Genomic DNA, 23576 nt, shown 5'->3' on the forward strand with positions numbered 1-23576 from the left:
AGCAATTTTAAATAACTATTGGCATTTCGTTGTTTTGTTCCTACATTTGCAATCCTATGCTAAAAACAATCAACATACTTAACAAAAGAGCTCGTTTCGATTATGAGATAATCGAAAAATTTACGGCTGGAATTGTTTTGGCAGGAACCGAGATAAAATCAATTCGGTTGGGAAAAGCTAACATCACCGAAAGTTTTTGTGAATTTAGTGGCAACGAGCTGTTTGCAATTAATACTTACATCGAAGAATATACTTTTGGCAACCAGTTCAACCACAAAGCCAGAAGCGAGCGTAAACTTTTGTTGAATAAAAGAGAATTAAAAGGTCTGTTAAGAAGTGTTCAAGCTAAAGGATTGACCATTGTTCCTCTAAAATTGTTTACCAATGAAAAAGGAATGGCTAAATTGGAAATAGGACTTTGCAAAGGAAAAAAAACCTATGACAAACGGGAATCTCTTAAAGAACAAGATACAAAACGCGATCTTGACAGAATAAAAAAAGCCTTTTAGAATTAATTTCCAGACTAGAAAACGCTCTTCATTTTTTGTTTTATTTCCTCCAAACACAAATTATTAATACTTCCTTCGTGGGTGTGTTTCGTTTCTTTTGGAGATTTGAAAGTTCCGTTTTCCAATTGTTCAGCAACCGCTTTATAAGCATCTCTAAACGGAATTCCCGCAACTACCATTTCGTTTAAAGTGTCAACAGTAAATAGATAATTATATTTCGGATCCGCAAGAATATTGTCTTTTACTTTGATGTCTTTGATGGAAAAAATGGAAATGTCTAAACACGCTTTCAGGTTTTGAATGGCAGGAAATAAGCCTTCTTTCAATAATTGTAAATCCCTGTGATAACCGCTTGGCAAGTTGTTTGTGATCAAAGTAATTTCATAAGGCAAGGCTTGGATTTTGTTGCATTTTCCACGAATTAATTCAAAAACGTCAGGGTTTTTCTTGTGTGGCATAATACTGGAGCCCGTCGTTAAATGTGCAGGAAGACTGATAAAATCAAAATTCTGGCTCATATACAAACACACGTCCATTGAAAATTTTGCCAAGGTTGCGGCCACGCTACTCATTGCAAAAGCAACTGTTTTTTCTGATTTTCCACGGCTCATTTGTGCCGCAACCGAATTGAATTTTAGGGTTTCAAAACCTAATTCTTTAGTTGTGAATGATCTGTCGATAGGGAAGGAGCTTCCATAACCTGCTGCAGAACCTAATGGGTTTTGGTCTACAATTTTCAAAGCTGCGTTGAGCATTGTTATATCGTCAATCAATGTTTCGGCATAAGCAGAAAACCACATTCCGAAAGAAGATGGCATTGCAATTTGCAAATGTGTATACCCCGGCAACAACACATTCTGGTGTTTTTCTGCCGATTTCATTAGCAAATCAAAAAGGGTTTTGACTTGGGATTTGAATTCGATTACTACGTCTTTGAGATACAAATTAACATTTACTAAAACTTGGTCATTTCGGGAACGAGCGGTATGGATTTTCTTTCCGGCATCGCCTAATTTTTCTGTTAGTAAATATTCAATTTTAGAATGTACGTCTTCAAAAGTATCTTCGATTTCGAAATTTCCTTTTTCGATGTCAATGATAATGTATTCCAAAGCGAGAACCAAAAAATCTGTTTCTGCATCGGTCAGTAGTCCAATTTGCCCTAGCATTTTAGCGTGAGCAATAGAACCGAGTGCATCATATTTGGCCAAAACCAAATCCAATTCTCTGTCGTTACCAACGGTGAATTGTTCTATTTGTTTATCTGTAGGTATTCCTTTTTCCCAAAGTTTCATATCTGTGTTTTTTAATTCTAACCCTAGGGTTGTTTTTACCTAATTATTTTTAAAAAAATCAGTCAATATTTTTATATATAAATCGATTCCTTCTTTTATTTCGTTGATGTAAATAAATTCGTTTGCCGAGTGCGATCGCAAAGTGTCTCCAGGGCCTAATTTCAGTGATTTACAACTCAAAACCGACTGATCCGAAAGGGTAGGAGAGCCATAAGTTGTCCTGCCTAAGGCAATTCCTGCTTGTACTAATCCGTGTGATTCTGGAATTGAAGAAGCGCTTAAGTTCATGGATCTTGGCGTTACTTCTGCGGCTACATTTTCTTTTATGATTTGTAAAATTTCCTGATTTGTATAACAATCATTTACTCGGATATCAACTACTAAATTGCATTCTGAAGGCACAACATTGTGTTGTTTTCCTGCATTTATTTGGGTTACGGTCATTTTTACTGGTCCTAATTGCTCTGATATTTTATCGTAACTATAGTTTTTTAACCATTCTATTACCGGAATTGTTTTGTAAATGCAATTGTCCTCATTTTGATGGGCAGCGTGGCTTGGCGTTCCTTTTATTTTAACATCAAGCACTAAAAGTCCTTTTTCTGCAATGGCTAATTGCATTAAAGTAGGTTCTCCTATAATGGCACATTCGAGTTCAGGTAAATTTTGTAGCACACTGTTTAAGCCTTTTTTGCCACTACTTTCTTCTTCTGCCGAAGCGACAACAACTAAATTATAAGGTAAATTTTCGTTTGTATAGAAATGAGCGAAAGTAGCTAATAAAGAAACTAAACATCCTCCGGCATCGTTGCTTCCGAGTCCAAATAATTTATCGTCTTCTACATTTGCTTTAAATGGGTCTTTTGTGTAGGCTTGGTTTGGTCTGACTGTATCGTGGTGCGAATTTAGTAAAAGGGTGGGTTTGGTTTTATCAAAATACTTGTTGAAAGCCCATACATTATTATTATCTCTCTTGAAAGGAATCACGTTTTGAATAAACCATTTTTCGATTAAAAGTGCAGTTTGATCTTCTTCGCTAGAAAAGGAAGGAGTTTCAATTAGGTTTTTTAATAGTGTTACTGCTTCTTGTGCAAGTGTTTCTTGGTTTTTCATTTTGTTTTTTATTTGCATTTTAATATTACACAACTGATTTGGTTTTACAGTTCAATTGTGGTACAAATTGATTTTGCATCTTGTAACATTTTGTGGTGACCAATTCTTATTTTTTGAACGCCTTTCGACAAACTATTGAAACAGTTGTCTAATTTAGGAATCATTCCGGAATGTATTGCTTTCTCGGTTTTTAATTTGGAGTATAATTCTTGATTGATAGTAAAAATAACCGAAGAATCATCTTCGGCATTATATAAAACACCTGGTTTTTCGAAGCAATAATTCAAAGTTACTTCAAAAATATCCGATAAAGCAATTGCTAATTCGCTGGCAATTGTATCAGCATTTGTATTTAACAATTGTCCTTTTTTATCGTGTGTAATGGCACAAAAAACGGGTGTAATTTCATTGAAAATCAATGTTTCCAATAGACTAGTGTTTACTTTTTGCACATCGCCCACAAAACCATAATCAATTGTTGGATGGTTTCTTTTGGTTGATTGAATCAAATTTCCATCGGCACCCGAAAACCCCATAGCATTACTATTATTTGCTTGTAATTGAGCTACGATATTTTTGTTGATTTCGCCTGCATAAATCATCACGACAACATCAAGCATTGCAGTATCGGTAATCCGTCTTCCGTCAATCATTTGAGGATTTAGACCAATGTTTTGGGCCATTTTTGTAGCTGATTTTCCACCACCGTGCACGAGAATTTTATTGCCTTCAACCTTTGAAAAATCGTATAAAAACTGTGATAATTCCGTTGGATTATCAATGATGTTTCCACCAATTTTTATGATTGAAAGGTTTTTTTTATTTTCCATTTTCTAATATTTTTTTTAGAACCAATTGTGCCGAATAAGTTCTATTGTTTGCTTGTTCGATAACTATTGAATTTTCGCTATCAATCACTTCATCTGTTACAATCATATTTCTACGTACGGGTAAACAGTGCATAAATTTGGCATTATTTGTCAAATTCATTTTATCTGCAGTTATCGTCCAATTAGAATCGGCATTTGTGATTTGTCCATATTCGTTATAGTTACTCCAGTTTTTGGCGTAAATAAAATCGGCATTTTCAAACGCTTTATCTTGATCGTATTCAATTTTTGAATCTTTGGTTATTTCCGGATTGAGTTCGTAACCTTCGGGGTGTGTAATCACGAAATCGGCATTCTGTAGCTGCATCATTTCGACAAATGAATTGGCAACAGCCTGCGGTAAAGCTCTAGGATGTGGTGCCCACGACAGCACTACTTTTGGCCTGTGAGTAGTTTTATGCTCTTCCATAGTAATTGCATCAGCAAGGGATTGCAGCGGATGTCCGGTAGCGCCTTCCATATTGACGATTGGTACCGTAGCGTGTTTTAAAAATCCAGCCATTACAGTTTCGGCATTGTCTTTTTCTTTGTCAATTAAGCCCGCAAATGCTCTAATAGCAATGATATCGCAATATTGAGAGATAACTTCTGCGGCTTCTTTAATATGTTCTGATGCCGCTTGATTCATAATCACGCCATCTTCAAATTCTAGAGTCCAACCTTCACTGGTAAAATTCATTGCCATCACGTTCATTCCCAAATTCAGAGCTGCTTTTTGCGTACTCAACCGGGTTCTTAAACTTGGATTGAAAAACAACATTCCTAAGGTTTTGTTTTTTCCTAATTTCTTGTTCTTAAGTGGATTTCTCTTGATTTCAAGAGCGTCTTGAACCCATTGCGAAAGGTTGTCGATATTTTTTATGGAGGTATAATTCATTTAAAGAATTTTAGTAAAAGGAATTTTGTTATTTAAGGCATTCAAAATAAAATTGTCATTCAGACCATTCACAATCCAGGTTTCGATATTCGCCGCTTTGGCTATTGCAGCAGCTTCTATTTTAGATTGCATTCCACCTGTACCGTGGGAAGATGTAAAATCTCCAATTTCTTTTTTTAATAATTCTAAATCATTAACTAAAGAAATGGTTTCAGGAATTTCGTTATTGATAGATTCTTTGGTGTAAATTCCATTCGTATTTGTTGCAATAATCAGAATGTCAACATTCAACAAAACTGCCGTTAAGGCCGCTAATTTATCATTATCACCAAACTGGATTTCATCCGTAGCAACGGTATCATTTTCGTTGATGATAGGGATGTAACTGTTTTTGACTAACACATTTATCGTGTTGACGATATTATTTTTTGTTTTTTCCTTTTCGAAATCGGAATACGAAAGCAGACATTGTGAGGTATGCAAACCTAAATCTTTAAAATTTTCTTGGTAAATGCGCATCAAATGAGGCTGTCCAATAGAAGCCAAAGCTTGTTTTACAAAAACATCTTTGTCGTGATTGTCTAATTTTACAAACTGTTTTGCCGCTGCTATGGCACCAGAACTAACGATTATAAACTCGTAATCGTCTTGTAAAGCAGCAATTTGCATTCCAATATCTTCAATCTTTCCTCTCGAAATGTGATTGGTTTCCTTGGTGAGCGTGTTGCTTCCGAGTTTTAATAATATTCTTTTTTTATCTGATTTGTCCATTTCCGTATATATACCATTTATTAGTAACTAAATGCTGCAATCCTATTGGTCCGCGTTGGTGCAATTTATCAGTGCTTATCGCCAATTCTCCTCCTAAACCAAATTGCCCTCCATCGGTAAATCGAGTGGAAGCATTTTGGTAAACTGCTGCACAATCTAATTGTTCCATAAATTCTTGCGCTATGGACTTGTTTTCGGTAATAATTGAAGCCGAATGTCCTCCGCAATAATTGTTGATTTTAGCAATCGCTTCTTCGTTAGAATTCACGATTCCGATGACAATTTTATAATTTAAAAACTCTTCATACCAAATCAAATCCGATTCGATTTGAGGAACATTTGTTGCTTTTGAAAAGATTTTATCTCCCAAAATTTCAACATGATAGTTGCGTAATTCTGTAACTAATTTTGTTGCGAATTCTTGCCAGTTTTTTAAATTTGAATCTATTAATACTTTATCCAAAGCATTACAAACACCAATATTTGTAGTTTTTCCGTTGATGATAATGTCCAATGCTTTTTGCAAATCAGCTTCCTTGTTAACATAAACGAAATTATTTCCACGACCGCTGACAATCACCGGACAAGTTGCGTGTTTCTTAGTAAAAGCAATCAATTGTTCGCCACCACGAGGAATGATTAAATCGACTTTTTGTGTTGGTTTCTCTAAAAACGCTTGGGTTTCTTCCCTATTATAATTCAAAAACTCCACCCAATATTTAGAAATGTTGTTTTCCTCTAAAGCTTGATGCCAAAGAGAAACTATTTTCAAATTCGACAACAAAGATTCTTTTCCGCCTTTCAGCAAAATCTTATTTCCAGATTTGAAAGCGATTCCACCCGCTTCAACGGTTACGTCAGGTCTAGATTCGTAAATAATCATTATCGTTCCAAAAGCCGCTGTTTTGTTGATGATTTTCAGTCCGTTTTCGTGATCGAAATTAAATCTTTCGACTCCAACGGGATCTTCTTGACTTGCCAATTGTTGCATTGATAAAATCATTCCGTCAATTTTGGAATCATCAACCAGCAAGCGTTTTTCCATAGCCAAATCTTCCCCAGAATAATTGTTTAAATCCTGTTTATTAACCGTTTTAATGCTGGCTCTTTCTTGTTCCAAAAGTTCTGCCATTAGATTTAAAACAGCATTTCGTTTTTCTATGGATAATAATGTGTTCATTTTTATGATTTTAGTTCTAATAAAGCTTCTTTCAAGGCTTTAATAAAAATATCAATTGCTTCTTTTTTGATTGTCAGAGGAGGCAAGATTCTCAATAAATTTTTATTATTGGCACTTCCAGTGAAAATGTGTTTTTCGATAATTAGTTTTTTGCGTAATTCCGAAACATCAAAAGCAAATTCAGCACCCAGCATCAAGCCTTTCCCTTTTACTTTTACTACTTCTGGAACTTGTTTTATGGCTTCTAAGAAATAGGCGTAAACGTCGTTCACGTTGTCCATTAATTTTTGGCTTTCCATTACTTCTAAAACGGAAATTCCTGCGGCACAAGCAAGATGGCTTCCGCCAAAAGTGGTACCAAGCAATCCGTAACTCGCTGTAAATTTTGGAGAAATAAGAATCCCACCAATAGGAAATCCATTGCCCATTCCTTTGGCAAGACAAATAATATCCGCTTTAATGTTATGATGTTGATGCGCAAAAAACTTTCCGCTTCTTCCATATCCTGATTGTACTTCGTCTAAAATTAGAACGACATCATTAGCCTTACAAACTTTTTCTAATGCTTGAAAAAATGCTGTAGTTCCTTCGTCTAATCCTCCAACACCTTGAATTCCTTCGATAATTACGGTACAAACATCTCCTTTTTTCAATTCGGCTTCCACGAGATCAATATTATTTAATGGCAAGAATGTAACAACTTGTTGTGCGTTGATAGGTGCAACAATTTTTTTGTTATCAGTAACCGCAACAGCCGCCGAAGTTCTTCCGTGAAAAGCATTATCAAAAGAAATTACACGTGATTTTCCGTTATGAAAAGAGGCTAATTTTAATGCATTTTCATTGGCTTCAGCACCAGAACTACATAAGAATAAAGTATAATCTTCATAACGGGAAAGTTTTCCCAGTTTTTTGGCTAGTTCCACTTGCAATGGATTTTGAATCGCATTGGAATAAAATCCAATATGATCCAATTGTTTTTTTAATTTGGCCACATAATCCGGTTGGGTATGACCAATAGAAATTACTCCGTGACCGCCGTATAAATCTAAATATTCTACGCCGTTTTCGTCTGTAATCGTGTAATCAAGTGCTTTTACAGGCGTGATATTGTATAATGGATAAACGTCAAATAAGTTCATTAAAAAATTATTTTAAATGTTGAATTTTAAATTTTAAATATGTCTACTTTGCCCGCAAAATGTAAGGAGTCTATGAATAAACCTTCGTTTAGATATAGTCGATGGGCGTCTTTTCGGAGAATTCCCGAATCAAGCGATAATGTTTCACAATTAGTATCTTTTGCAAATTTTTTTGCAAAGTCTAATAATAATTTTCCGTAGCCTTTTTTTCTATGGTTTTCGAGAGTTACTAAATCATCAATATACAATGTTTTTCCGCTGTATAAAAAGGTCTGAATCCGAAATCCAATAGCAGAAAAAGCAATTTCACCATCGCCAATGAAAGCCATTTTATAGCCTTCTTTAAATAAAATTTTCAATAATTTTGCTAATTCTTCCTCGGTTCTTGTTGGTCGTAAAACCTTCAAAATTGGAATTAATTTTGGAATATCGTTTGGAGTTGCTAATTGTATCATATTTTATAATATCATTTTTTAAAATCCGCTTGGTTTTAGATGTAATCCTGTGCTTTCGTCTAATCCAAACATTAAATTCATATTCTGAATGGCTTGTCCCGAAGCTCCTTTTGTTAAATTATCAATAACCGAAGTAATCAATAATCGGTTTTCTTTTTTCATTAAACTGATAATACATTTGTTTGTTTGAAGTACTTGTTTCATATTGATAGCAGTTGTAGTAATGGTCACAAAAGGTTGGTCTTTATAAAAAGTTTCGTATTTTGATACAATATCTTCTATACTTTCTTCGATAGTTGTGTATAAAGTGGCGAAAATTCCTCTGGCAAAATCACCTCTGTTGGGAACAAAAATCAATTCGTTTTTATATGCAGCTTGCAACTGATTCACACTTTGGTTTATTTCGCCCAAATGTTGATGGTCGAACGCTTTATAATGAGACATATTATTCGATCTCCAACTAAAATGTGTCGTTTCCGAAGGAGTAACTCCGGCTCCGGTGCTTCCAGTCGTGGCATTGATATGCACGTCGGTTGTTAGTAAATTATGACTTGCCATGGGTAATAATGCGAGTTGAATTGCAGTTGCAAAACATCCCGGATTGGCTATGAATTGAGCGTTTTTGATTTCCGATTTATTCAATTCCGGCAAACCATAAACGAATGATTTTCCGTTGAAATTTTTGTCTTTTGTCAATCTGAAATCATTTCCTAAATCGATGATTCGAGTTGTATTGGAAAAATAATTTTTTTCTAGAAATGAAATAGATTTTCCATGTCCTAAGCATAAGAAAACTAAATCTACGTTAGGATTCACGGTGTCGGTAAAATCCATTTTGATATCGCCAAGCAAATCGTGATGCGCTATCGAAAGTGGTTTTCCAGCATTGGTAGTGCTGTAAACAAAATCGATTTTGGCATTGGGGTGAAACATCAATATTCTGATGAGTTCCCCAGCCGTGTAACCTGAACCGCCAATTATTCCAATATTAATCATAACTCAAATCATTTACTGATGAAAATATGTTTTGTGCATTTCCTAAAATCTTGATAAATCCTTTGGCATCGTCTGATGTCCAAGCGTTGTTCATTTCGCCATATTGACCAAAACCGGTGTTCATCAAATCATTATCCGATTCGATTCCGTCCAATGAAAAATGGTAAGGTTTCAAAGATACCGTTACGGCGCCGTTTACGGTTTCTTGAGTAGACTCAAGAAAAGTTTCAATATTTCTCATAACAGGATCAAGAAATTGACCTTCATGAAACAACATTCCGTACCAGTTTCCTAGTTGTTCTTTCCAATGTTGTTGCCATTTTCCAAGCGTATGTTTCTCTAATAAATGGTGTGCTTTGATGATAATAATTGGAGCCGCAGCTTCAAAACCAACTCTTCCTTTGATTCCGATTATAGTGTCACCCACGTGAATGTCTCTGCCAATGGCGTAAGCACTTGCCAGTTTTTCAAGAGTAACAATATTATTAGATGGTTTGTCTTTTTTACCATTCACAGCAATTAATTCCCCTTTTTTAAATTCTAAAGTCACTTTTTCTTCTCCTTCTTTTGACAATTGCGAAGGATAAGCTTCGCTAGGGAGTGGAAGGTTTGAAGTTAAGGTTTCTTTTCCGCCAACGCTTGTTCCCCACAATCCTTTATTGATGGAATATTGTGCTTTTTCCCAAGAATATTCAACTCCATTAGCTTGTAAATAAGCTACTTCTTCCTGACGAGATAATTTCATGTCACGAATAGGAGTGATGATTTCAATTTCGGGAGCGATGGTTTGGAATATTAAATCAAAACGAATTTGGTCATTTCCAGCACCGGTACTTCCGTGAGCGATGGCTTCTGCACCAACAGATTTCGCATATTTAATTGCTTCCATAGCCTGAAAAACACGCTCGGCGCTTACAGATAATGGATAGGTGTTATTTTTTAAAACATTACCATAAATCAAATACTTGATGGCTTTGTCATAATATTTGTCTATTATAGTCAGGTTAGTGTGTTGTGCACTTCCTAAGTCATAAGCTCTTTCTTCAATGGCCATTAATTCCTCTTCATCAAATCCACCAGTGTTTATTAATACGGTATGAACTTCGTATCCTTTTTCGTTTTTCAAATATTTTAGACAATACGAGGTGTCTAATCCTCCGCTGTAGGCTAATACTACTTTTTTCATTTCAGTTGTTTTTTAAGAACAAAGCTTCTTTTATTGATATTAATCTATTTAAAACCCTAATATTAAAGGGATGTTTTGGTGGGTCTTTTAGTTGTTCTTTTGGGTCATAAAGCATTCCGGTGCACAGACACAATTTGTTGTCTTTACTTTTTAAAATTTCAAAATTAGTGCAGGTTTTGCAACCCGCCCAAAAGCTTGGGTCTGTTGTTAATTCAGAGAAAGGGACTGGCTTGTATCCTAGATCTGAATTGATTTTCATTACTGCTAAACCAGTTGTGATTCCGAATACTTTGGCATCTGGATATTTTTGCAAAGAGTAATCAAAAACAAATGATTTTATTTTCTTGGCCAAACCATGATTTCTGTAATTAGGATGCACTATTAATCCAGAATGAGCGACAAACTTGCCATGTTGCCAACTTTCGATATAGCAAAATCCCGCAAATTCACCATCAATTAAGGCGATAACTGCATTTTTTTGTTCCATCTTTTTCTTAATATATTTAGGAGTCCTTTTAGCGATTCCTGTCCCTCTCAATTGGGCTGATGTTTCGATGGTTTCACATATTTCTTGCGAAAATTTATAATGTTCTTCCTGAGTTACTACTATAGAGATATTCATTTCAAGAGTTGAATTTTAGGTTAAAAATAATGCTATTTGTTGATGCTGAAAAAACATTAATAATTTCTAATGTGTTAAAAATTAAGACATAAGTTGCTGTTTTGAAAATAATATTATTTTCAGGATGTATTAATCCGAGGGATAATTGTGATGGTTTCAAAATAATAAAAATGAGAAATGAATAAATATAAAAAAACTTTGTAGAGACTATAGTTATAGCATCCGTACTTCGAGAGAAGTCACAGGTCTGTTTATCCGGGAGAAAGAAGTTATATGTAAACTTGATTTATTCATTAGTGCAAATTTACAATTATAAATTAAAGAAATGAATATTTTTTGTAACAAAACAAAAAAAAATGTTAGTTTTATTCATAATAACGCTACTTTTAAAAGGATAATTCAAAGCAAAATTCAGTCAATATCATTTAGTTTCTAAATGTATTTCCGCTAATAAGGTATATAATCAAAAGAATTCCTCGAAGCTGAACTATTTAATTTTTACAAAAGTAAATTGCATGAAAATTACATCTCTGCTTCGGGGTTATTCATTCCATAGGTGCTAAAATCCAACAAATCGTATTGAAGATGACTAGGAATAATCATATTGGTTTCGTTTTTAGTAGAAACAATTATATAATCAATGCCTTTAAAATGAACTTCATCCATTAGATCCAGAACATTTTTATAATCTTGATTAATCTGATTTAAGTAATTCAAATCGTCGTAACTTTTCGAAAATTCTTTTTATCAAAAGTTTTTATCAATTCTTTCGCATTTATATATATAGATAATTTGACAAGTTATTTTTGCTGGAAATAATTTTGTCATCATGATTATCAAAAGGGAAAATAGTATTTAGGCCTTCGTTTAATAACTTCAGTGTAATTTTTTTTTCTGACTATTGTTTAAATGCAAAGTAGGTATTGTATATTTTTTCAAAGTTTGCGGAATTGGAATCGCTTTCTAAAAGATAGATTGAATTCAAGTCATGGTCTTTGGCTTTGGCGAAAGCTTCTTCAAGTAAATAAAAGTGATCTTGGTTGCTTTTTTATCTTTATTGGGACGCAAATTGGAACGCGCATTATCAATAGCTTCGTCATAATTTCTCGAGGTTAGCAAGGTTCGAGTGTGTTTTACTCCACAAGATGCAAGGAGTTTAAATACTAATATAAAAGATGTTTTTTTATGCTAAAAGTGTTTTTATAAACTTAATATTAAATTTTTGAACCCAATAAATAGTTTTGAGGATTGTTTTTACTTTTTTGGTTAAGATACTTTCAAAAAAAAATCCGACTAAATAAAGTCGGATTCAAAACACTATATTTATTTTCTTGCAAATGGAGGCGGCAATTTACTTGAAACTTCACCGAAGCCTATACGAACGCCATTATTTCTACAAAAACCTTTTATGATTACGGTGTCGACATCATTCATGTTAAAAATGATAATATCACGATGTTTTATATTATCACGTAAATTTGAATTTTTTTCGTCGAAGATTTCAGCGATGCGATTTCGAACTAATCGCCATGTTTTTTTTTCCGTCAGAAATAAAATCGTTCAGTGTGTCCTGCAGGAACATATCGTCTGTAAGTTCGATTCCGTCAAAGTAATTTAACTGTTGCAAAGCCCCAAAATCAATAGCAAAATCACCGATTCGTGTTCCCACAGTCACTACATTTTCTTTAGTGAGAAAAACCCCAAAAGGAATGTTTTGAATAGGAAAATCAGTGTCTATAGCTACTTCTAACCACGATTTTATATTAATATTATTGGCTGTTATTAGCATAATGATGTGAATTATTTTTGTTGAGATTACATATCAAATATATTATAATCTAATTGTTTACCAACCGTTTTTTTGTATTTTTGCCTCAAATTAACTAAAATCAATGTAATGCAACGCGACGAACAAATATTTGACCTTATTTTAGAGGAACAAGACAGACAAATTCACGGATTAGAACTTATCGCTTCTGAGAATTTTGTAAGTGACGAAGTAATGGAAGCTGCTGGTTCCTGCTTGACCAATAAATATGCCGAAGGTTATCCGGGTAAAAGATACTATGGAGGTTGCGAAGTAGTCGATGTTATTGAACAAATTGCCATAGATCGTGCTAAAGAATTGTTTGGTGCAGAATATGCAAACGTTCAGCCACATTCTGGTTCTCAGGCAAATACAGCGGTTTATCACGCTTGTTTGAAACCTGGAGACAAAATTTTAGGTTTCGATTTATCACATGGAGGACATTTAACTCACGGTTCACCTGTAAACTTTTCGGGTAAAATATACACGCCAGTTTTTTATGGTGTTGACAAAGAAACGGGGCGTTTAGATTACGACCAAATTCAAGAAATTGCTAAACGAGAGCAACCAAAATTAATCATTGCTGGTGCTTCAGCATATTCTCGTGATATGGATTTTGAGCGTTTTAGAGTTATTGCTGATAGCGTTGGTGCTATCCTTTTCGCTGATATTTCGCATCCTGCCGGTTTAATTGCCAAAGGATTGATGAACGATCCAATTCCGCATTGCCATATTGTTTCTACAACTACTCATAAAACTTTGCGTGGCCCTAGAGGTGGTTTAATTTTGATGGGAAAAGATTTTCCAAACCCATTTGGCTTGACTACTCCAAAAGGAGAAATCAGAATGATGTCTAATTTATTGGATTTAGCTGTTTTTCCGGGAAATCAAGGTGGACCTTTGATGCATGTTATTGCTGCAAAAGCAGTTGCATTTGGTGAAGCGTTGACCGATGAGTTTTTTAGATATGCATTGCAATTGCAAAAAAATGCAAATGCAATGGCCGATGCTTTTGTAAAAAGAGGCTACAACATTATTTCTGGAGGAACTGATAATCATATGATGTTGATTGACTTGAGAAACAAAAACATTTCAGGAAAAGAAGCTGAAAATGCTTTAGTAAAAGCAGAAATCACCGTGAATAAAAACATGGTTCCATTTGATGATAAATCGCCATTTGTTACTTCTGGAATTCGTGTTGGAACTCCTGCAATTACCACTCGTGGACTTGTTGAAGAAGATATGGAAACGATAGTTGCCTTAATTGATAAAGTTTTGATGAATCACACCAATGAAGAAATAATCGAAGAAGTGGCCAATGAGGTGAACGAAATGATGAGCGAAAGAGCCATGTTTGTTTTTTAAAAAAAGGCATACTTTATAGTTAAAAGGTTATAAGTTTGGTGTTTTTGCTAAACTTATAGCCTTTTTTTCAAACCAACCAATTGTAAAATGATAACAATTTCAGAAGCTAGTATTGAAGATTTCGGAACAATCCGAAAAATTGTTTATGCAACTTGGCCAATTGCTTATGGAGATATTCTATCGAAAGCGCAAATAGATTATATGCTTGAAAAATTCTATTCTGATGCTACTTTAACGGATAATTTATTAAATAAAAAGCATCATTTTATACTGGTAAATGAAAACACAACTCCGCTTGGTTTTGCCTCTTTCGAACATCATTATTTGAATAAAAATGGCACCAGATTGCATAAATTATACCTTTTGCCAGAATCTCAAGGCAAAGGAATGGGCAAATTATTATTGGAAAGAATTGAGATTTTAGCCAAAGAAAATCATTCAAACATAATATCATTAAATGTGAACAGATTCAACAAAGCCTATTCTTTTTATAAAAAAATGGGTTTTAAAAGCATTGACGAAGAAGACTTGCAAATTGGAAACGGTTATCTAATGGAAGATTACAAAATGGAGAAAAAGTTGTAATTTATTTCACGATGATTTCGTGTTTATATAGCAATCCTTTTAAGCCGTCAAACGAAAAAACGGCTTTTTTAATTTTGGTTTTCGTCGGGTCTATCGTATAGTTGTAGCTTGTTTTAAAATCTGCTTTGTTGGCATTGGCTTTGCCAAATTCAGAACGATACAAATCACAATTATCGAAAACTACTTCGGTTAAATCAGCGCTCATAAAATCAACAGCCACAATACTACAATCGACAAATGTTGTTCCTTTAATTTTCAAGGTGTAGAATTTGGAGAAATCCAAAACACATTCCTTAAAATGAATCTCAAAAATCAGTTTGTCGCACATTGCAAAATTTACATCTTCAATTTTGCAACGATTAAAAAACACCGTTCTGAAAGCCACATAATTTATTTTTGTACCGCTAAAAAGGCAATCATTAAAGGTACAATCAATAAAAGTAACCGCTACAAATACACATTGCGAGAAATCACAATTGTTGAAAGTGCAACATTCAAATTCCTTTAAATTGATTTCTTGCTCCCCATAAGTAAGGTTTTTGTATTCGACGTCAAGGAAATAGTCTGTCATTTTTCTTTAAAATTTAAATTACTTCACTTTAATAAATTATTTTGAGTGTTTAATTTAGGATTTTGCTTCGCAACATCCAAACAAAGCTCCGTAATGGAAATGGAAAGCTTTTTCAATCAGGGATTGAAAAACTTTTTTTGTAAACATTTGGCTTCCTGAGCGAGCTCAAAACCAAATATTTACAAAAAAAGCCCAAACTTTCGTTTGAGCTTTCCATTCTTAAGTGACCTTGACTGGATTCAAACCAGTAACCTCTTGAGCCGTAATCAAGTGCGCTATTCAGTTGCGCCACAAGGCCTATTTTGTGGGTGCAAATATAGTTATAATTATGTGATTTGCAAATGGGAAATCAAAATTAAATCTATTTTTTTTAAATCCAAAATCTTAATTTCCTAACAAATATTCATCAGTCTAATGCTCTTGTAGTTACATAATACCGATATCCTATGATTGCCATTTGCCATTTCTTGGCCTTGGTAATATCCATGCCATTTTTAGTAAAACTGGGAAGGATAAGTTTGTTTATTTGCGCTAGAATTTTAAACATATTTTAGATTTTAGTGTAAATGTAAAAAAAAATTAATTCAGACGGTTTTCTTCTTTCAACAATCGCTGTAACCAAACACAAAAAAGCATTGCCACAATTCCGAAACTTCCCATCACAAACCAGTTAACTCCGTAACCAAAATACCCTATAATTTCGAGACCTAGTTTTGAACTCACAATATGGGCAAGACTAAAACTCATTGTATACAAAGCCATATACTTTCCTTCTTGACCTTTTGGAGCTCTTCCCATCGCAAATGCATTCGAAAACGGGAATGAAAATATTTCGCCAAAGGTTATGATTATGATGCCAATGATCAAAATACCACCCCAAGAATCCAGCAATAAAACATAAAAACTGATTGCCATTAAAAAAGCTCCCCAAAAAACGATTTTTATTCGGTTAATCTGTTTTCTTTCCAAGAAACTAACTAAGGGCATTTCGAACAGAAAGATTAAAATTCCATTCAACGAAATTAATAATCCTGTTTCAAATTCGCTTAAGCCGAAATGTTCGTGATGAAATAGGGGTAAGGTGGTGAATATTTGGAAAAATAACATTGCTGTCGAGAAACTGATAAACAAGAAAACCCAAAACGGTTTGTCTTTGAAAATCGATTTTATAACTACAGCTTTGCTTGATGTTTGTTGAATTTCTGGTATCTTTTTCTTTTCTTTTACTAAAACGGCAAATATCAAAATGGCCAAAATACAGGTACTACCATCAATCCAAAATAATCCTTTGTATCCAATTCCTAGTATTATAAGTCCGCCAAGCATTGGTCCAGCGGCAAAACCAAAATTAATTGCTAATCGGATTAATGACAAAGCGCGAACTCTGTTTTCAGGTTTTGCATACACGCCAAGCGAAACAAACATTGCTGGTCGAAACATATCTGAAACTGACATAATGCCAAAAATACCGAAGCATAATCCCCAGAAAGTGGTGATGTATTGCAGTACAAAAAATAAAATTCCACTCGTGAAAAGGCTAAAAACCATCACTTTATAAAACCCAATTTTATCGGATAATTTGCCTCCTAGCCACGAACCAAGCATTGAGCCAATTCCAAAGGAAACCATAATCCACCCTACCTGACCGTAAGTAAAATGTAAATTTTCTTTCAAATATTTCGATAAAAACGGCAAAACCATCGTGCCTGCTCTGTTGATAAAAGTGATCAGTGCAAGAATCCAAACTTCACGTCTAAAGCCTTTGAAATTATTGATATATTGTTTGAGAGCGGTTTTGAGCATTGGGTAAATTTCTAGTTGGCAAATTTACAACGTTTTTATTATACACCCTTGTGTTGAGCGAAGCAATGTTTATCAAAATATTAACTTTGTAGCTTTACAACTTTTAAACTATTTTTGTTAAAATTTAAAAGATGAGAACAATTCTAATTTTGTTTTTTTTAGGAATAGTAAATTTTGGCTATGCCCAAGAAAAATTTGATGTTGCTGCTGTCGAAAAATTTCAAAAAGACTTAAATATTGAATTTGCTGACGCCAAAAAAAGTCCTTTGGATGCCGAAGATCTAAAGAAATTCAAGACTTTGGATTTTTATCCAATTAATGAAAAATTCTTTGTTACGGCTAAATTCGTAATAACGGAAAATGAAAAACCTTTCGAGATGAAAACATCAACTGATAGGAGACCAATGTATATAAAATATGGAGAGGTACTTTTTACTATCGACGGAAAATCATTTCAATTGAATGTATACAAGAATATTGAATTGTCAAAAAAGGAGGAATATATTGATTATTTATTTTTGCCATTTTCCGACTTGACTTCAGGTTCCGAAAGCTATATTGGGGGTAAATATATTGATTTGAAAATTCCGAAAAGCGACACAATCGCCATAGATTTTAACACTTCTTATAATCCGTATTGTACTTACAGTCATCGCTATTCTTGCCCAATTGTTCCTTTAGAAAATGACTTGGATATCGAGATAAAAGCCGGTGTCAAAAAATTTCACGACTAATGAAATACTTCAATTTACATACACACCAGTTCACGAATCAACCCGAAGTGTTGGAATTAGTCAATCAATATCCGCAAGAATTTGATGATTCGATTCCGTTTTATTCGATTGGGATACATCCATTATTTATTGACGAAAACCGATTGGAAAAAGAGTTTCAAGTGGTAGACGAAAAATTGGCCTTGCCGGAATGTTTGGCTCTTGGAGAATGCGGATTGGACAAACGTGCCGAAACTCCGTTTGAGGTGCAACAATTGGTTTTCGAAAAGCAATTGGCAATGGCTGATAAACATCAAAAACCAGTCGTTATTCATTGTGTTGCGGCTTTTCAGGAAGTGATTGAAATTAAGAAAAAGTTGAATATTACAGTTCCAATGGTAATTCACGGATTTTCGAAAAACGAACAAGTAGCCAAGCAATTGATTGATAATGGATTTTATGTTTCGTTTGGAAAAAATTTGTTACGAAATCCAGAATTAGAATCGGTTTTTAAAAGCATTCCCAACGATAAATTTTTCTTAGAAACCGATACTATTGAGGAAGGAATTAGAGAGGTTTATGTATTGGCGGCTAAATATAAAAATTTAACATTAAGCGAATTACAAGAAATCATAAATAATAATTGCAATACGGTTTTTAGCAAATAAACTAATTACCGATTAAATAGGAAAAAATGGCAGAATGGACAGAAAGAGCGGAACTTTTATTTAAAGCCGAAGGATTAGAAAAATTAAAAAATGCCAATGTTTTGGTTGTGGGACTTGGAGGCGTAGGATCTTTTGCTGCCGAATTTTTGGCGAGAGCCGGAGTGGGAACTATGACCATTGTTGATGGCGATGTGGTCGATATTACAAACATAAACCGACAACTGCCTGCTTTGCATTCGACAGTGGGACAATTAAAAGTAAACATTGTTGGCGACCGATTAAGGGATATAAATCCCCAATTGAAACTGACAAGAATTCAGGAATTTCTATCTCCGGAACGCGCTTTTGAAGTAGTTTCGGATGAATTTGATTATGTTTTGGATTGCATTGATAGCATTACGCCAAAACTGAATTTGATTATCGCCGCCAAACGTAAAAGAGTTAAAATTATTTCTTCGATGGGAGCAGGCGGAAAGATGGAGGCTTCTAAGGTAAAGGTTGCCGATATTACCAATACGGTTAATTGTTTCCTTGCAAAAACCATTCGTCGCCGATTGAAAGAAGTGAAAATTGACAAATTGAAAGTTGTTTTTTCATCGGAAATTCAAGATGATGCTAGTTTAAAAATGACCGATGGATCCAATTTTAAAAAATCATTTTATGGGACAAATAGTTATATGCCTGGATTATTTGGTTTGTATGCTGCCGAAACAGTGATTCGATATTTGCTTAAAAAAAAGGAATAGTGAATAGTAAAAAGGGAGAAGAATAGATTTTAAATTAAAACATGAAATACCTAAAACTCATTCGTTACCAAAACTTACTTATGCTTGCATTGATGCAGCTTATTTTCAGGTATGGCTTTCTAGAATTACAAAATGTTCCTTTGGCTTTGGCCGATTGGCACTATTTTTTATTGGTTTTAGCAACAACTAGTATTGCGGCTGGAGGTTATATTATCAATAATATTTTTGACGTAGAAACTGATATGGAGAACAAGCCTGAAAATGTGATTATTGGCAAAACTATTTCCGAAGCAAAAGCTTATAATCTCTACATTGGTTTTACCATCATAGGAGTTATAACAGGTTTTTATTTATCGAATGTGATCGATAAACCGGGTTTCGCCTCCCTATTTATAATTATTGCGGCAACGCTTTATTTTTATGCAACGAGCTTGAAACAAAGCTTGCTAATAGGAAACTTCATCGTGGCTTTTTTACTTTCGTTTAGTGTTTTAATTATTGGGTTTTTCGATTTATATCCCGTGACTTTCGAAGAAAATAGACCTGTTATGGGATTGCTTTTTGGGATACTTCTCGATTATGCTATATTTGCATTCAGTATCAATTTTATTCGGGAAATCGTCAAGGATTTAGAAGGCGTAGAAGGTGATTTGAACCAAGGAATCAACACTTTACCAATAGCTTTTGGCGTAAAGCGAACCACAAAACTTGTTTTTGTGTTGAGTTTTGCCCCCTTAGTTTGTATCGTGAATTATGTCTATACTAATTTGTTTGTGTCAAGTTTATTCTTTGGAACATTATATGGAATAATTTTTATAATGGCTCCCTTACTTTATTTTACCGCAAAAATTTGGACAGCAAAGAATACAATAGATTTTCAACACTTGAGTTCCGTTTTAAAATGGATTTTATTTTTTGGAATACTTTCGATTGTTGTCATCAGCCTAAACATAAAATACAATGCTTAAAAATAAATTACAAAAATACAGACTAATTTTAGCTTCAGGCTCACCAAGACGCCAGCAATTTTTCAAAGATTTAGATTTAGATTTTGAAATTAGATTGAAAGAAATCGAAGAAATATTCCCGCCAGAACTGGAAGCAGAGGAAATCACCAACTTTTTAGCCCAATTGAAAGCCAATGCTTTTGAAGGGGAATTAAGCGACAATGAGATTCTTATAACCAGCGACACCATCGTTTGGCACAACAATAAAGCATTAGGAAAACCAAAAGACACCCAAGATGCTTTTGATATTCTGAAATCATTATCGAATGCTACACACGAAGTAATCACCTCGGTTTGTTTTAAAACCAATGCCGAAACCAAACTAATTTATGAAATCACCAAAGTAACTTTCAATGAATTAAGTGATGTAGCCATTCGCTATTATATAGAAAATTATAAACCTTTCGACAAAGCTGGAGCTTATGGTATTCAAGAATGGATTGGTTTTGTTGGAGTTTCAAAAATTGAAGGTTCTTATGCTAATGTTATGGGAATGCCCACGGATAAAGTCTACGAATATTTGAACGATTTATCATAAAAAATGATTCCTCGAAGAGATGCGATCCGAAGAAGAATACCAATTATAGACGAGATACCAAAAGCTGAGAAAAGAATTTGATGAAACAAAATTTCTTTAAAGAAAATATAAAATAGTATTTAAAATTTATTTAATTAGTACATTTGGACTAATTGCAAATTAAATTCTAAAAAAATGCAAAAAACTTTTATTCTTTCTCTTGTTTTATTCCTTCTTTCTTTTCAAATATTAACTGCACAAAAACCTCAGAAACCTAATTCGGTAGAAATTTATAACCAAGTCCAGAAGCTTAATTTTTTAGGTTCTGTACTTTATATTGCAGCACATCCCGATGACGAAAACACCCGATTAATTTCCTATTTATCCAATGAAAAAAAGGCAAGAACCGGATATTTATCTTTAACACGTGGCGATGGCGGGCAAAATTTGATAGGTTCTCAATTGAGGGAATTATTAGGAGTAATAAGAACCCAAGAATTAATTGAAGCGCGAAAAATAGATGGTGGTGAACAGTTTTTTTCACGTGCTAATGATTTTGGTTTTTCTAAAAATCCTGAAGAAACTTTAGAAATTTGGGATAAAGAAAAAGTCCTTTCAGATATTATCTGGACTATTCGTAAATTTCAACCGGATGTAATTATCAATCGTTTTGACCATCGATCTTCAGGAACAACTCACGGTCATCATACTGCATCGGCGATGTTGAGTGTCGAAAGTTTCGACATGGCTAACAACTCAACTATTTTTCCTGAGCAATTAAAATTAGTAGAGCCGTGGCAAGCCAAACGCCAGTTTTTTAATACTTCGTGGTGGTTTTATGGAAGCAAGGAGAAATTTGATGCTGCAGACAAAACCAATTTATTTTCAATACAAACCGGAGTTTATTATCCCACAATTGGAAAATCAAACCAAGAAATTGCTGCATTAAGTAGAAGTTCTCACCAGTCACAAGGTTTTGGGAGTACTGGGACACGTGGAGAAGAAACGGAATATTTAGAATTTATAAATGGGGAGATTCCAAAGGATAAATCTTCTATTTTTGATGGAATTGATACTTCTTGGAATCGAATAAAAGGAGGGAAACCTATTGGCGATTTGATTTTATATATACTGTCAAAATTCGATTTTAAAAATCCATCAGCGAGTATTCCTGATTTGGTTAAAACCTATACTATGATTCAATCATTGGACGAAAACCACTGGAAGGAAATAAAAACTACTGAAATAAAAAAAATTATTGCCGCTTGTTCCGGCTTGTACCTTGAAGCAGTTGTTGAAAACCAAGAAGCTACACCTGGAAGTTTAGTGAAATTAAAAATCGAAGCCATAAACAGAAGTTTAGTACCTATGCAATTACTAAGCGTTATTAGCTTGCCCAACGCAGATAAAACACCAAAAAATTTGGAGTTAAAAAATAATATTAATCAAAAAATCACTCTCGATTTACAATTACCTGAAACCATCAATTATACGCAGCCATATTGGTTAAAAGAAAATTCAACCGTTGGAATGTACACGGTTTCTGATCAAAAAAAAATTGGCCTTCCGGAAAGTGACCGTGAAGTAAAAGTCGTTTTCAATATCGAAATCAGCGGAATTGAAATTCAGTTTGAACGTGCCGTGGTATATAAATATAATGACGGCGTAAAAGGCGAAATGTATAATCATCTTGATATTGTTCCCGAAGTTACAACGTGTATTCTTGACAAAGTGTTGCTTTTTAAAGACAATGAAAGTAAATCGGTCGCAGTTAAAGTAAAAGCAGGAAAAGACAATATTAAAGGTGATTTACATCTAGAATTACCAAAAAACTGGATTGTTTCTCCAAAAGCAATTGCTTTTAATTTGGATAAAAAAGGAACGGAACAAACTATGTATTTTGAAGTAACTCCTCCAAAATATTCCGATGAAGTGATTGCCAAAAGCATTGCCATTGTTGATAATAAACGATATGAAAAAGACCAAATTATCATCGATTACAGTCACATTTCAAAACAACAAGTATTGAGCCCTGCCGAGGCCAAATGCATTCGAATTGACTTGAAAACAAATGGAGAAAAAATTGGTTACATTATGGGTGCTGGCGACGAAGTTCCTAATAGTTTAACCCAAATGGGCTACAAAGTTGTTATTCTCAATCCCGAAGAAATAACTCCCGAAAAAATAGAAGGCCTTGATGTCGTAATGACTGGAATTAGGGCTTACAATACAGTACAAGCATTGGCAAACTCACAAAATATTCTTTTTGATTTTGTGAAAAGTGGGAAAACAATGCTGGTACAATACAATACAACTGGAGATTTAGTTACACCAAACATTGCTCCATATCCTTTAAAAATTTCTCATGACAGAGTAACGGAGGAAAATGCCGAAGTTCGGTTTCTAGCACCCAATCATCCGGTTTTGAATTATCCAAATAAAATCACCACGAAAGATTTCGAAGGTTGGAAGCAAGAGCAAGGTTTGTATTATCCTAGTGAATTTGATAAAGCCTTCACTTCTATTTTATCATCGAATGACAAAGGGGAAACCCCAAAAAATGGCGCCTTGTTAATTGCTCCTTATGGCAAAGGATATTACATTTATACCGGACTAAGTTTTTTCAGGGAATTGCCCGAAGGCGTTTCTGGAGCTTTTAAATTATTGGCTAACACGATTTCATTGAAGTCTACAGTAACAATTCCTGCGGGGAAAATTAAACCTTAAGAAATTTAATTATGGAAACAAAAAAAGAGAA

The 23576-nt window shown here is 34.1% G+C and carries 24 protein-coding genes, 1 tRNA gene and 1 pseudogene; 9 read left to right on the forward strand and 17 right to left on the reverse strand.

All coding sequences use genetic code 11. The annotated features are described in order from the left end of the window. The first annotated feature begins 56 nt into the window (after positions 1-56). Entirely contained in the window at positions 57-509 is a 453-nt protein-coding gene (gene smpB / locus AABM59_RS03105) for an SsrA-binding protein SmpB (protein WP_338407514.1), read from the forward strand. A 14-nt stretch (positions 510-523) separates the two neighbouring features. On the opposite strand, the gene argH is transcribed toward smpB, so the two are convergent. The 13 genes and pseudogenes from argH to AABM59_RS03170 form a co-directional block, all read right to left on the reverse strand. Further along, entirely contained in the window at positions 524-1804 is a 1281-nt protein-coding gene (argH, locus tag AABM59_RS03110; protein ID WP_338407515.1) for an argininosuccinate lyase, read from the reverse strand. 39 nt (positions 1805-1843) lie between these two features. After that, a complete protein-coding gene (locus AABM59_RS03115; RefSeq protein WP_338407516.1) occupies positions 1844-2917 on the reverse strand; it encodes a M20 family metallo-hydrolase in 1074 nt (357 codons plus the stop codon). A gap of 44 nt (positions 2918-2961) precedes the next feature. Further along, positions 2962-3747, reverse strand: a complete 786-nt coding sequence (argB, locus tag AABM59_RS03120) for an acetylglutamate kinase (RefSeq protein ID WP_338407517.1) — start codon at positions 3745-3747, stop codon at positions 2962-2964. Continuing rightward, positions 3737-4684 carry an N-acetylornithine carbamoyltransferase gene (locus tag AABM59_RS03125; protein ID WP_338407518.1) on the reverse strand — a complete coding sequence of 316 codons (948 nt, stop codon included), beginning with the start codon at positions 4682-4684 and terminating at the stop codon, positions 3737-3739. Before AABM59_RS03125 ends, argB begins: the two co-directional genes overlap by 11 nt. After that, positions 4685-5455, reverse strand: coding sequence for a glutamate 5-kinase (proB, locus tag AABM59_RS03130; protein WP_338407519.1), 771 nt, complete (start codon positions 5453-5455; stop codon positions 4685-4687). Continuing rightward, positions 5439-6635, reverse strand: coding sequence for a glutamate-5-semialdehyde dehydrogenase (locus tag AABM59_RS03135; protein ID WP_338407520.1), 1197 nt, complete (start codon positions 6633-6635; stop codon positions 5439-5441). Before AABM59_RS03135 ends, proB begins: the two co-directional genes overlap by 17 nt. A gap of 2 nt (positions 6636-6637) precedes the next feature. Further along, positions 6638-7777 (reverse strand): aminotransferase class III-fold pyridoxal phosphate-dependent enzyme, encoded by a 1140-nt coding sequence (locus AABM59_RS03140; RefSeq protein WP_338407521.1) that lies wholly within the window; start codon positions 7775-7777, stop codon positions 6638-6640. 26 nt (positions 7778-7803) lie between these two features. Continuing rightward, entirely contained in the window at positions 7804-8232 is a 429-nt protein-coding gene (locus tag AABM59_RS03145; protein ID WP_338407522.1) for a GNAT family N-acetyltransferase, read from the reverse strand. Positions 8233-8250: 18 nt separating this feature from the next. Then, positions 8251-9228, reverse strand: a complete 978-nt coding sequence (argC, locus tag AABM59_RS03150; RefSeq protein ID WP_338407523.1) for an N-acetyl-gamma-glutamyl-phosphate reductase — start codon at positions 9226-9228, stop codon at positions 8251-8253. Continuing rightward, positions 9221-10414, reverse strand: coding sequence for an argininosuccinate synthase domain-containing protein (locus AABM59_RS03155; RefSeq protein ID WP_338407524.1), 1194 nt, complete (start codon positions 10412-10414; stop codon positions 9221-9223). The genes argC and AABM59_RS03155 overlap by 8 nt, the downstream gene beginning before the upstream one ends. A gap of 1 nt (position 10415) precedes the next feature. Next, on the reverse strand, positions 10416-11036 hold the full coding sequence (locus AABM59_RS03160; RefSeq protein WP_338407525.1) for a GNAT family N-acetyltransferase: 621 nt from the start codon (positions 11034-11036) through the stop codon (positions 10416-10418). Between the two features lie 522 nt (positions 11037-11558). Further along, on the reverse strand, positions 11559-11753 hold the full coding sequence (locus AABM59_RS03165; RefSeq protein WP_338407526.1) for a hypothetical protein: 195 nt from the start codon (positions 11751-11753) through the stop codon (positions 11559-11561). 702 nt (positions 11754-12455) lie between these two features. Next, positions 12456-12825: pseudogene (locus tag AABM59_RS03170) on the reverse strand (fumarylacetoacetase); the annotation flags it as partial. A 108-nt stretch (positions 12826-12933) separates the two neighbouring features. Between AABM59_RS03170 and glyA the strand changes: the two are divergent. Beyond that, positions 12934-14208 carry a serine hydroxymethyltransferase gene (glyA, locus tag AABM59_RS03175; RefSeq protein ID WP_338407527.1) on the forward strand — a complete coding sequence of 425 codons (1275 nt, stop codon included), beginning with the start codon at positions 12934-12936 and terminating at the stop codon, positions 14206-14208. 87 nt (positions 14209-14295) lie between these two features. Then, the gene (locus tag AABM59_RS03180) at positions 14296-14793 is read left to right on the forward strand and encodes a GNAT family N-acetyltransferase (protein ID WP_338407528.1); all 498 of its coding nucleotides are present in this window, start codon (positions 14296-14298) and stop codon (positions 14791-14793) included. Between the two features lies 1 nt (position 14794). On the opposite strand, the gene AABM59_RS03185 is transcribed toward AABM59_RS03180, so the two are convergent. The 4 genes from AABM59_RS03185 to AABM59_RS03200 all read right to left on the reverse strand — a co-directional run bounded on the left by AABM59_RS03185 (position 14795) and on the right by AABM59_RS03200 (position 17167). Next, entirely contained in the window at positions 14795-15364 is a 570-nt protein-coding gene (locus AABM59_RS03185; RefSeq protein ID WP_338407529.1) for a pentapeptide repeat-containing protein, read from the reverse strand. Between the two features lie 224 nt (positions 15365-15588). After that, positions 15589-15662: transfer RNA gene (locus AABM59_RS03190), tRNA-Arg, on the reverse strand. 108 nt (positions 15663-15770) lie between these two features. Beyond that, positions 15771-15911, reverse strand: coding sequence for an SsrA-binding protein (locus AABM59_RS03195; protein WP_338407530.1), 141 nt, complete (start codon positions 15909-15911; stop codon positions 15771-15773). A 32-nt stretch (positions 15912-15943) separates the two neighbouring features. Next, positions 15944-17167, reverse strand: a complete 1224-nt coding sequence (locus AABM59_RS03200; RefSeq protein ID WP_338407531.1) for an MFS transporter — start codon at positions 17165-17167, stop codon at positions 15944-15946. Positions 17168-17298: 131 nt separating this feature from the next. On the opposite strand from AABM59_RS03200, the gene AABM59_RS03205 reads away from it, so the two are divergent. The 6 genes from AABM59_RS03205 (at position 17299) to AABM59_RS03230 (ending at position 23545) form a co-directional block, all read left to right on the forward strand. After that, positions 17299-17901 (forward strand): DUF1684 domain-containing protein, encoded by a 603-nt coding sequence (locus AABM59_RS03205; protein WP_338407532.1) that lies wholly within the window; start codon positions 17299-17301, stop codon positions 17899-17901. Then, positions 17901-18548: a TatD family hydrolase gene (locus AABM59_RS03210; protein WP_338407533.1), complete on the forward strand. Its 648-nt coding sequence runs from the start codon at positions 17901-17903 to the stop codon at positions 18546-18548. Before AABM59_RS03205 ends, AABM59_RS03210 begins: the two co-directional genes overlap by 1 nt. 26 nt (positions 18549-18574) lie before the next feature. Continuing rightward, complete coding sequence (locus AABM59_RS03215; protein ID WP_338407534.1) at positions 18575-19294, forward strand: tRNA threonylcarbamoyladenosine dehydratase; 720 nt, start codon at positions 18575-18577, stop codon at positions 19292-19294. A gap of 41 nt (positions 19295-19335) precedes the next feature. Beyond that, positions 19336-20262, forward strand: a complete 927-nt coding sequence (locus tag AABM59_RS03220; protein WP_338407535.1) for a geranylgeranylglycerol-phosphate geranylgeranyltransferase — start codon at positions 19336-19338, stop codon at positions 20260-20262. Further along, positions 20255-20839 carry a Maf-like protein gene (locus AABM59_RS03225; protein ID WP_338407536.1) on the forward strand — a complete coding sequence of 195 codons (585 nt, stop codon included), beginning with the start codon at positions 20255-20257 and terminating at the stop codon, positions 20837-20839. Before AABM59_RS03220 ends, AABM59_RS03225 begins: the two co-directional genes overlap by 8 nt. 174 nt (positions 20840-21013) lie before the next feature. Continuing rightward, entirely contained in the window at positions 21014-23545 is a 2532-nt protein-coding gene (locus tag AABM59_RS03230) for a PIG-L family deacetylase (RefSeq protein ID WP_338407537.1), read from the forward strand. Positions 23546-23576 lie beyond the last annotated feature (31 nt).

This window comes from uncultured Flavobacterium sp. (genome assembly GCF_963925185.1).
Classification (GTDB): domain Bacteria; phylum Bacteroidota; class Bacteroidia; order Flavobacteriales; family Flavobacteriaceae; genus Flavobacterium.

Bases quoted from the DNA above. Each gene is read 5' to 3' on its own strand.
- AABM59_RS03135 (WP_338407520.1), bottom strand. From the start codon at position 6,635: ATGAACACATTATTATCCATAGAAAAACGAAATGCTGTTTTAAATCTA.
- AABM59_RS03220 (WP_338407535.1), top strand. From the start codon at position 19,336: ATGAAATACCTAAAACTCATTCGTTACCAAAACTTACTTATGCTTGCA.
- AABM59_RS03115 (WP_338407516.1), bottom strand. From the start codon at position 2,917: ATGAAAAACCAAGAAACACTTGCACAAGAAGCAGTAACACTATTAAAA.
- AABM59_RS03210 (WP_338407533.1), top strand. From the start codon at position 17,901: ATGAAATACTTCAATTTACATACACACCAGTTCACGAATCAACCCGAA.
- smpB (WP_338407514.1), top strand. From the start codon at position 57: ATGCTAAAAACAATCAACATACTTAACAAAAGAGCTCGTTTCGATTAT.
- AABM59_RS03125 (WP_338407518.1), bottom strand. From the start codon at position 4,684: ATGAATTATACCTCCATAAAAAATATCGACAACCTTTCGCAATGGGTT.
- AABM59_RS03140 (WP_338407521.1), bottom strand. From the start codon at position 7,777: ATGAACTTATTTGACGTTTATCCATTATACAATATCACGCCTGTAAAA.
- AABM59_RS03180 (WP_338407528.1), top strand. From the start codon at position 14,296: ATGATAACAATTTCAGAAGCTAGTATTGAAGATTTCGGAACAATCCGA.
- AABM59_RS03230 (WP_338407537.1), top strand. From the start codon at position 21,014: ATGCAAAAAACTTTTATTCTTTCTCTTGTTTTATTCCTTCTTTCTTTT.
- AABM59_RS03205 (WP_338407532.1), top strand. From the start codon at position 17,299: ATGAGAACAATTCTAATTTTGTTTTTTTTAGGAATAGTAAATTTTGGC.
- AABM59_RS03195 (WP_338407530.1), bottom strand. From the start codon at position 15,911: ATGTTTAAAATTCTAGCGCAAATAAACAAACTTATCCTTCCCAGTTTT.
- AABM59_RS03155 (WP_338407524.1), bottom strand. From the start codon at position 10,414: ATGAAAAAAGTAGTATTAGCCTACAGCGGAGGATTAGACACCTCGTAT.
- AABM59_RS03200 (WP_338407531.1), bottom strand. From the start codon at position 17,167: ATGCTCAAAACCGCTCTCAAACAATATATCAATAATTTCAAAGGCTTT.
- AABM59_RS03160 (WP_338407525.1), bottom strand. From the start codon at position 11,036: ATGAATATCTCTATAGTAGTAACTCAGGAAGAACATTATAAATTTTCG.
- argB (WP_338407517.1), bottom strand. From the start codon at position 3,747: ATGGAAAATAAAAAAAACCTTTCAATCATAAAAATTGGTGGAAACATC.
- glyA (WP_338407527.1), top strand. From the start codon at position 12,934: ATGCAACGCGACGAACAAATATTTGACCTTATTTTAGAGGAACAAGAC.
- AABM59_RS03225 (WP_338407536.1), top strand. From the start codon at position 20,255: ATGCTTAAAAATAAATTACAAAAATACAGACTAATTTTAGCTTCAGGC.
- argH (WP_338407515.1), bottom strand. From the start codon at position 1,804: ATGAAACTTTGGGAAAAAGGAATACCTACAGATAAACAAATAGAACAA.
- AABM59_RS03145 (WP_338407522.1), bottom strand. From the start codon at position 8,232: ATGATACAATTAGCAACTCCAAACGATATTCCAAAATTAATTCCAATT.
- AABM59_RS03185 (WP_338407529.1), bottom strand. From the start codon at position 15,364: ATGACAGACTATTTCCTTGACGTCGAATACAAAAACCTTACTTATGGG.
- AABM59_RS03215 (WP_338407534.1), top strand. From the start codon at position 18,575: ATGGCAGAATGGACAGAAAGAGCGGAACTTTTATTTAAAGCCGAAGGA.
- argC (WP_338407523.1), bottom strand. From the start codon at position 9,228: ATGATTAATATTGGAATAATTGGCGGTTCAGGTTACACGGCTGGGGAA.
- proB (WP_338407519.1), bottom strand. From the start codon at position 5,455: ATGGACAAATCAGATAAAAAAAGAATATTATTAAAACTCGGAAGCAAC.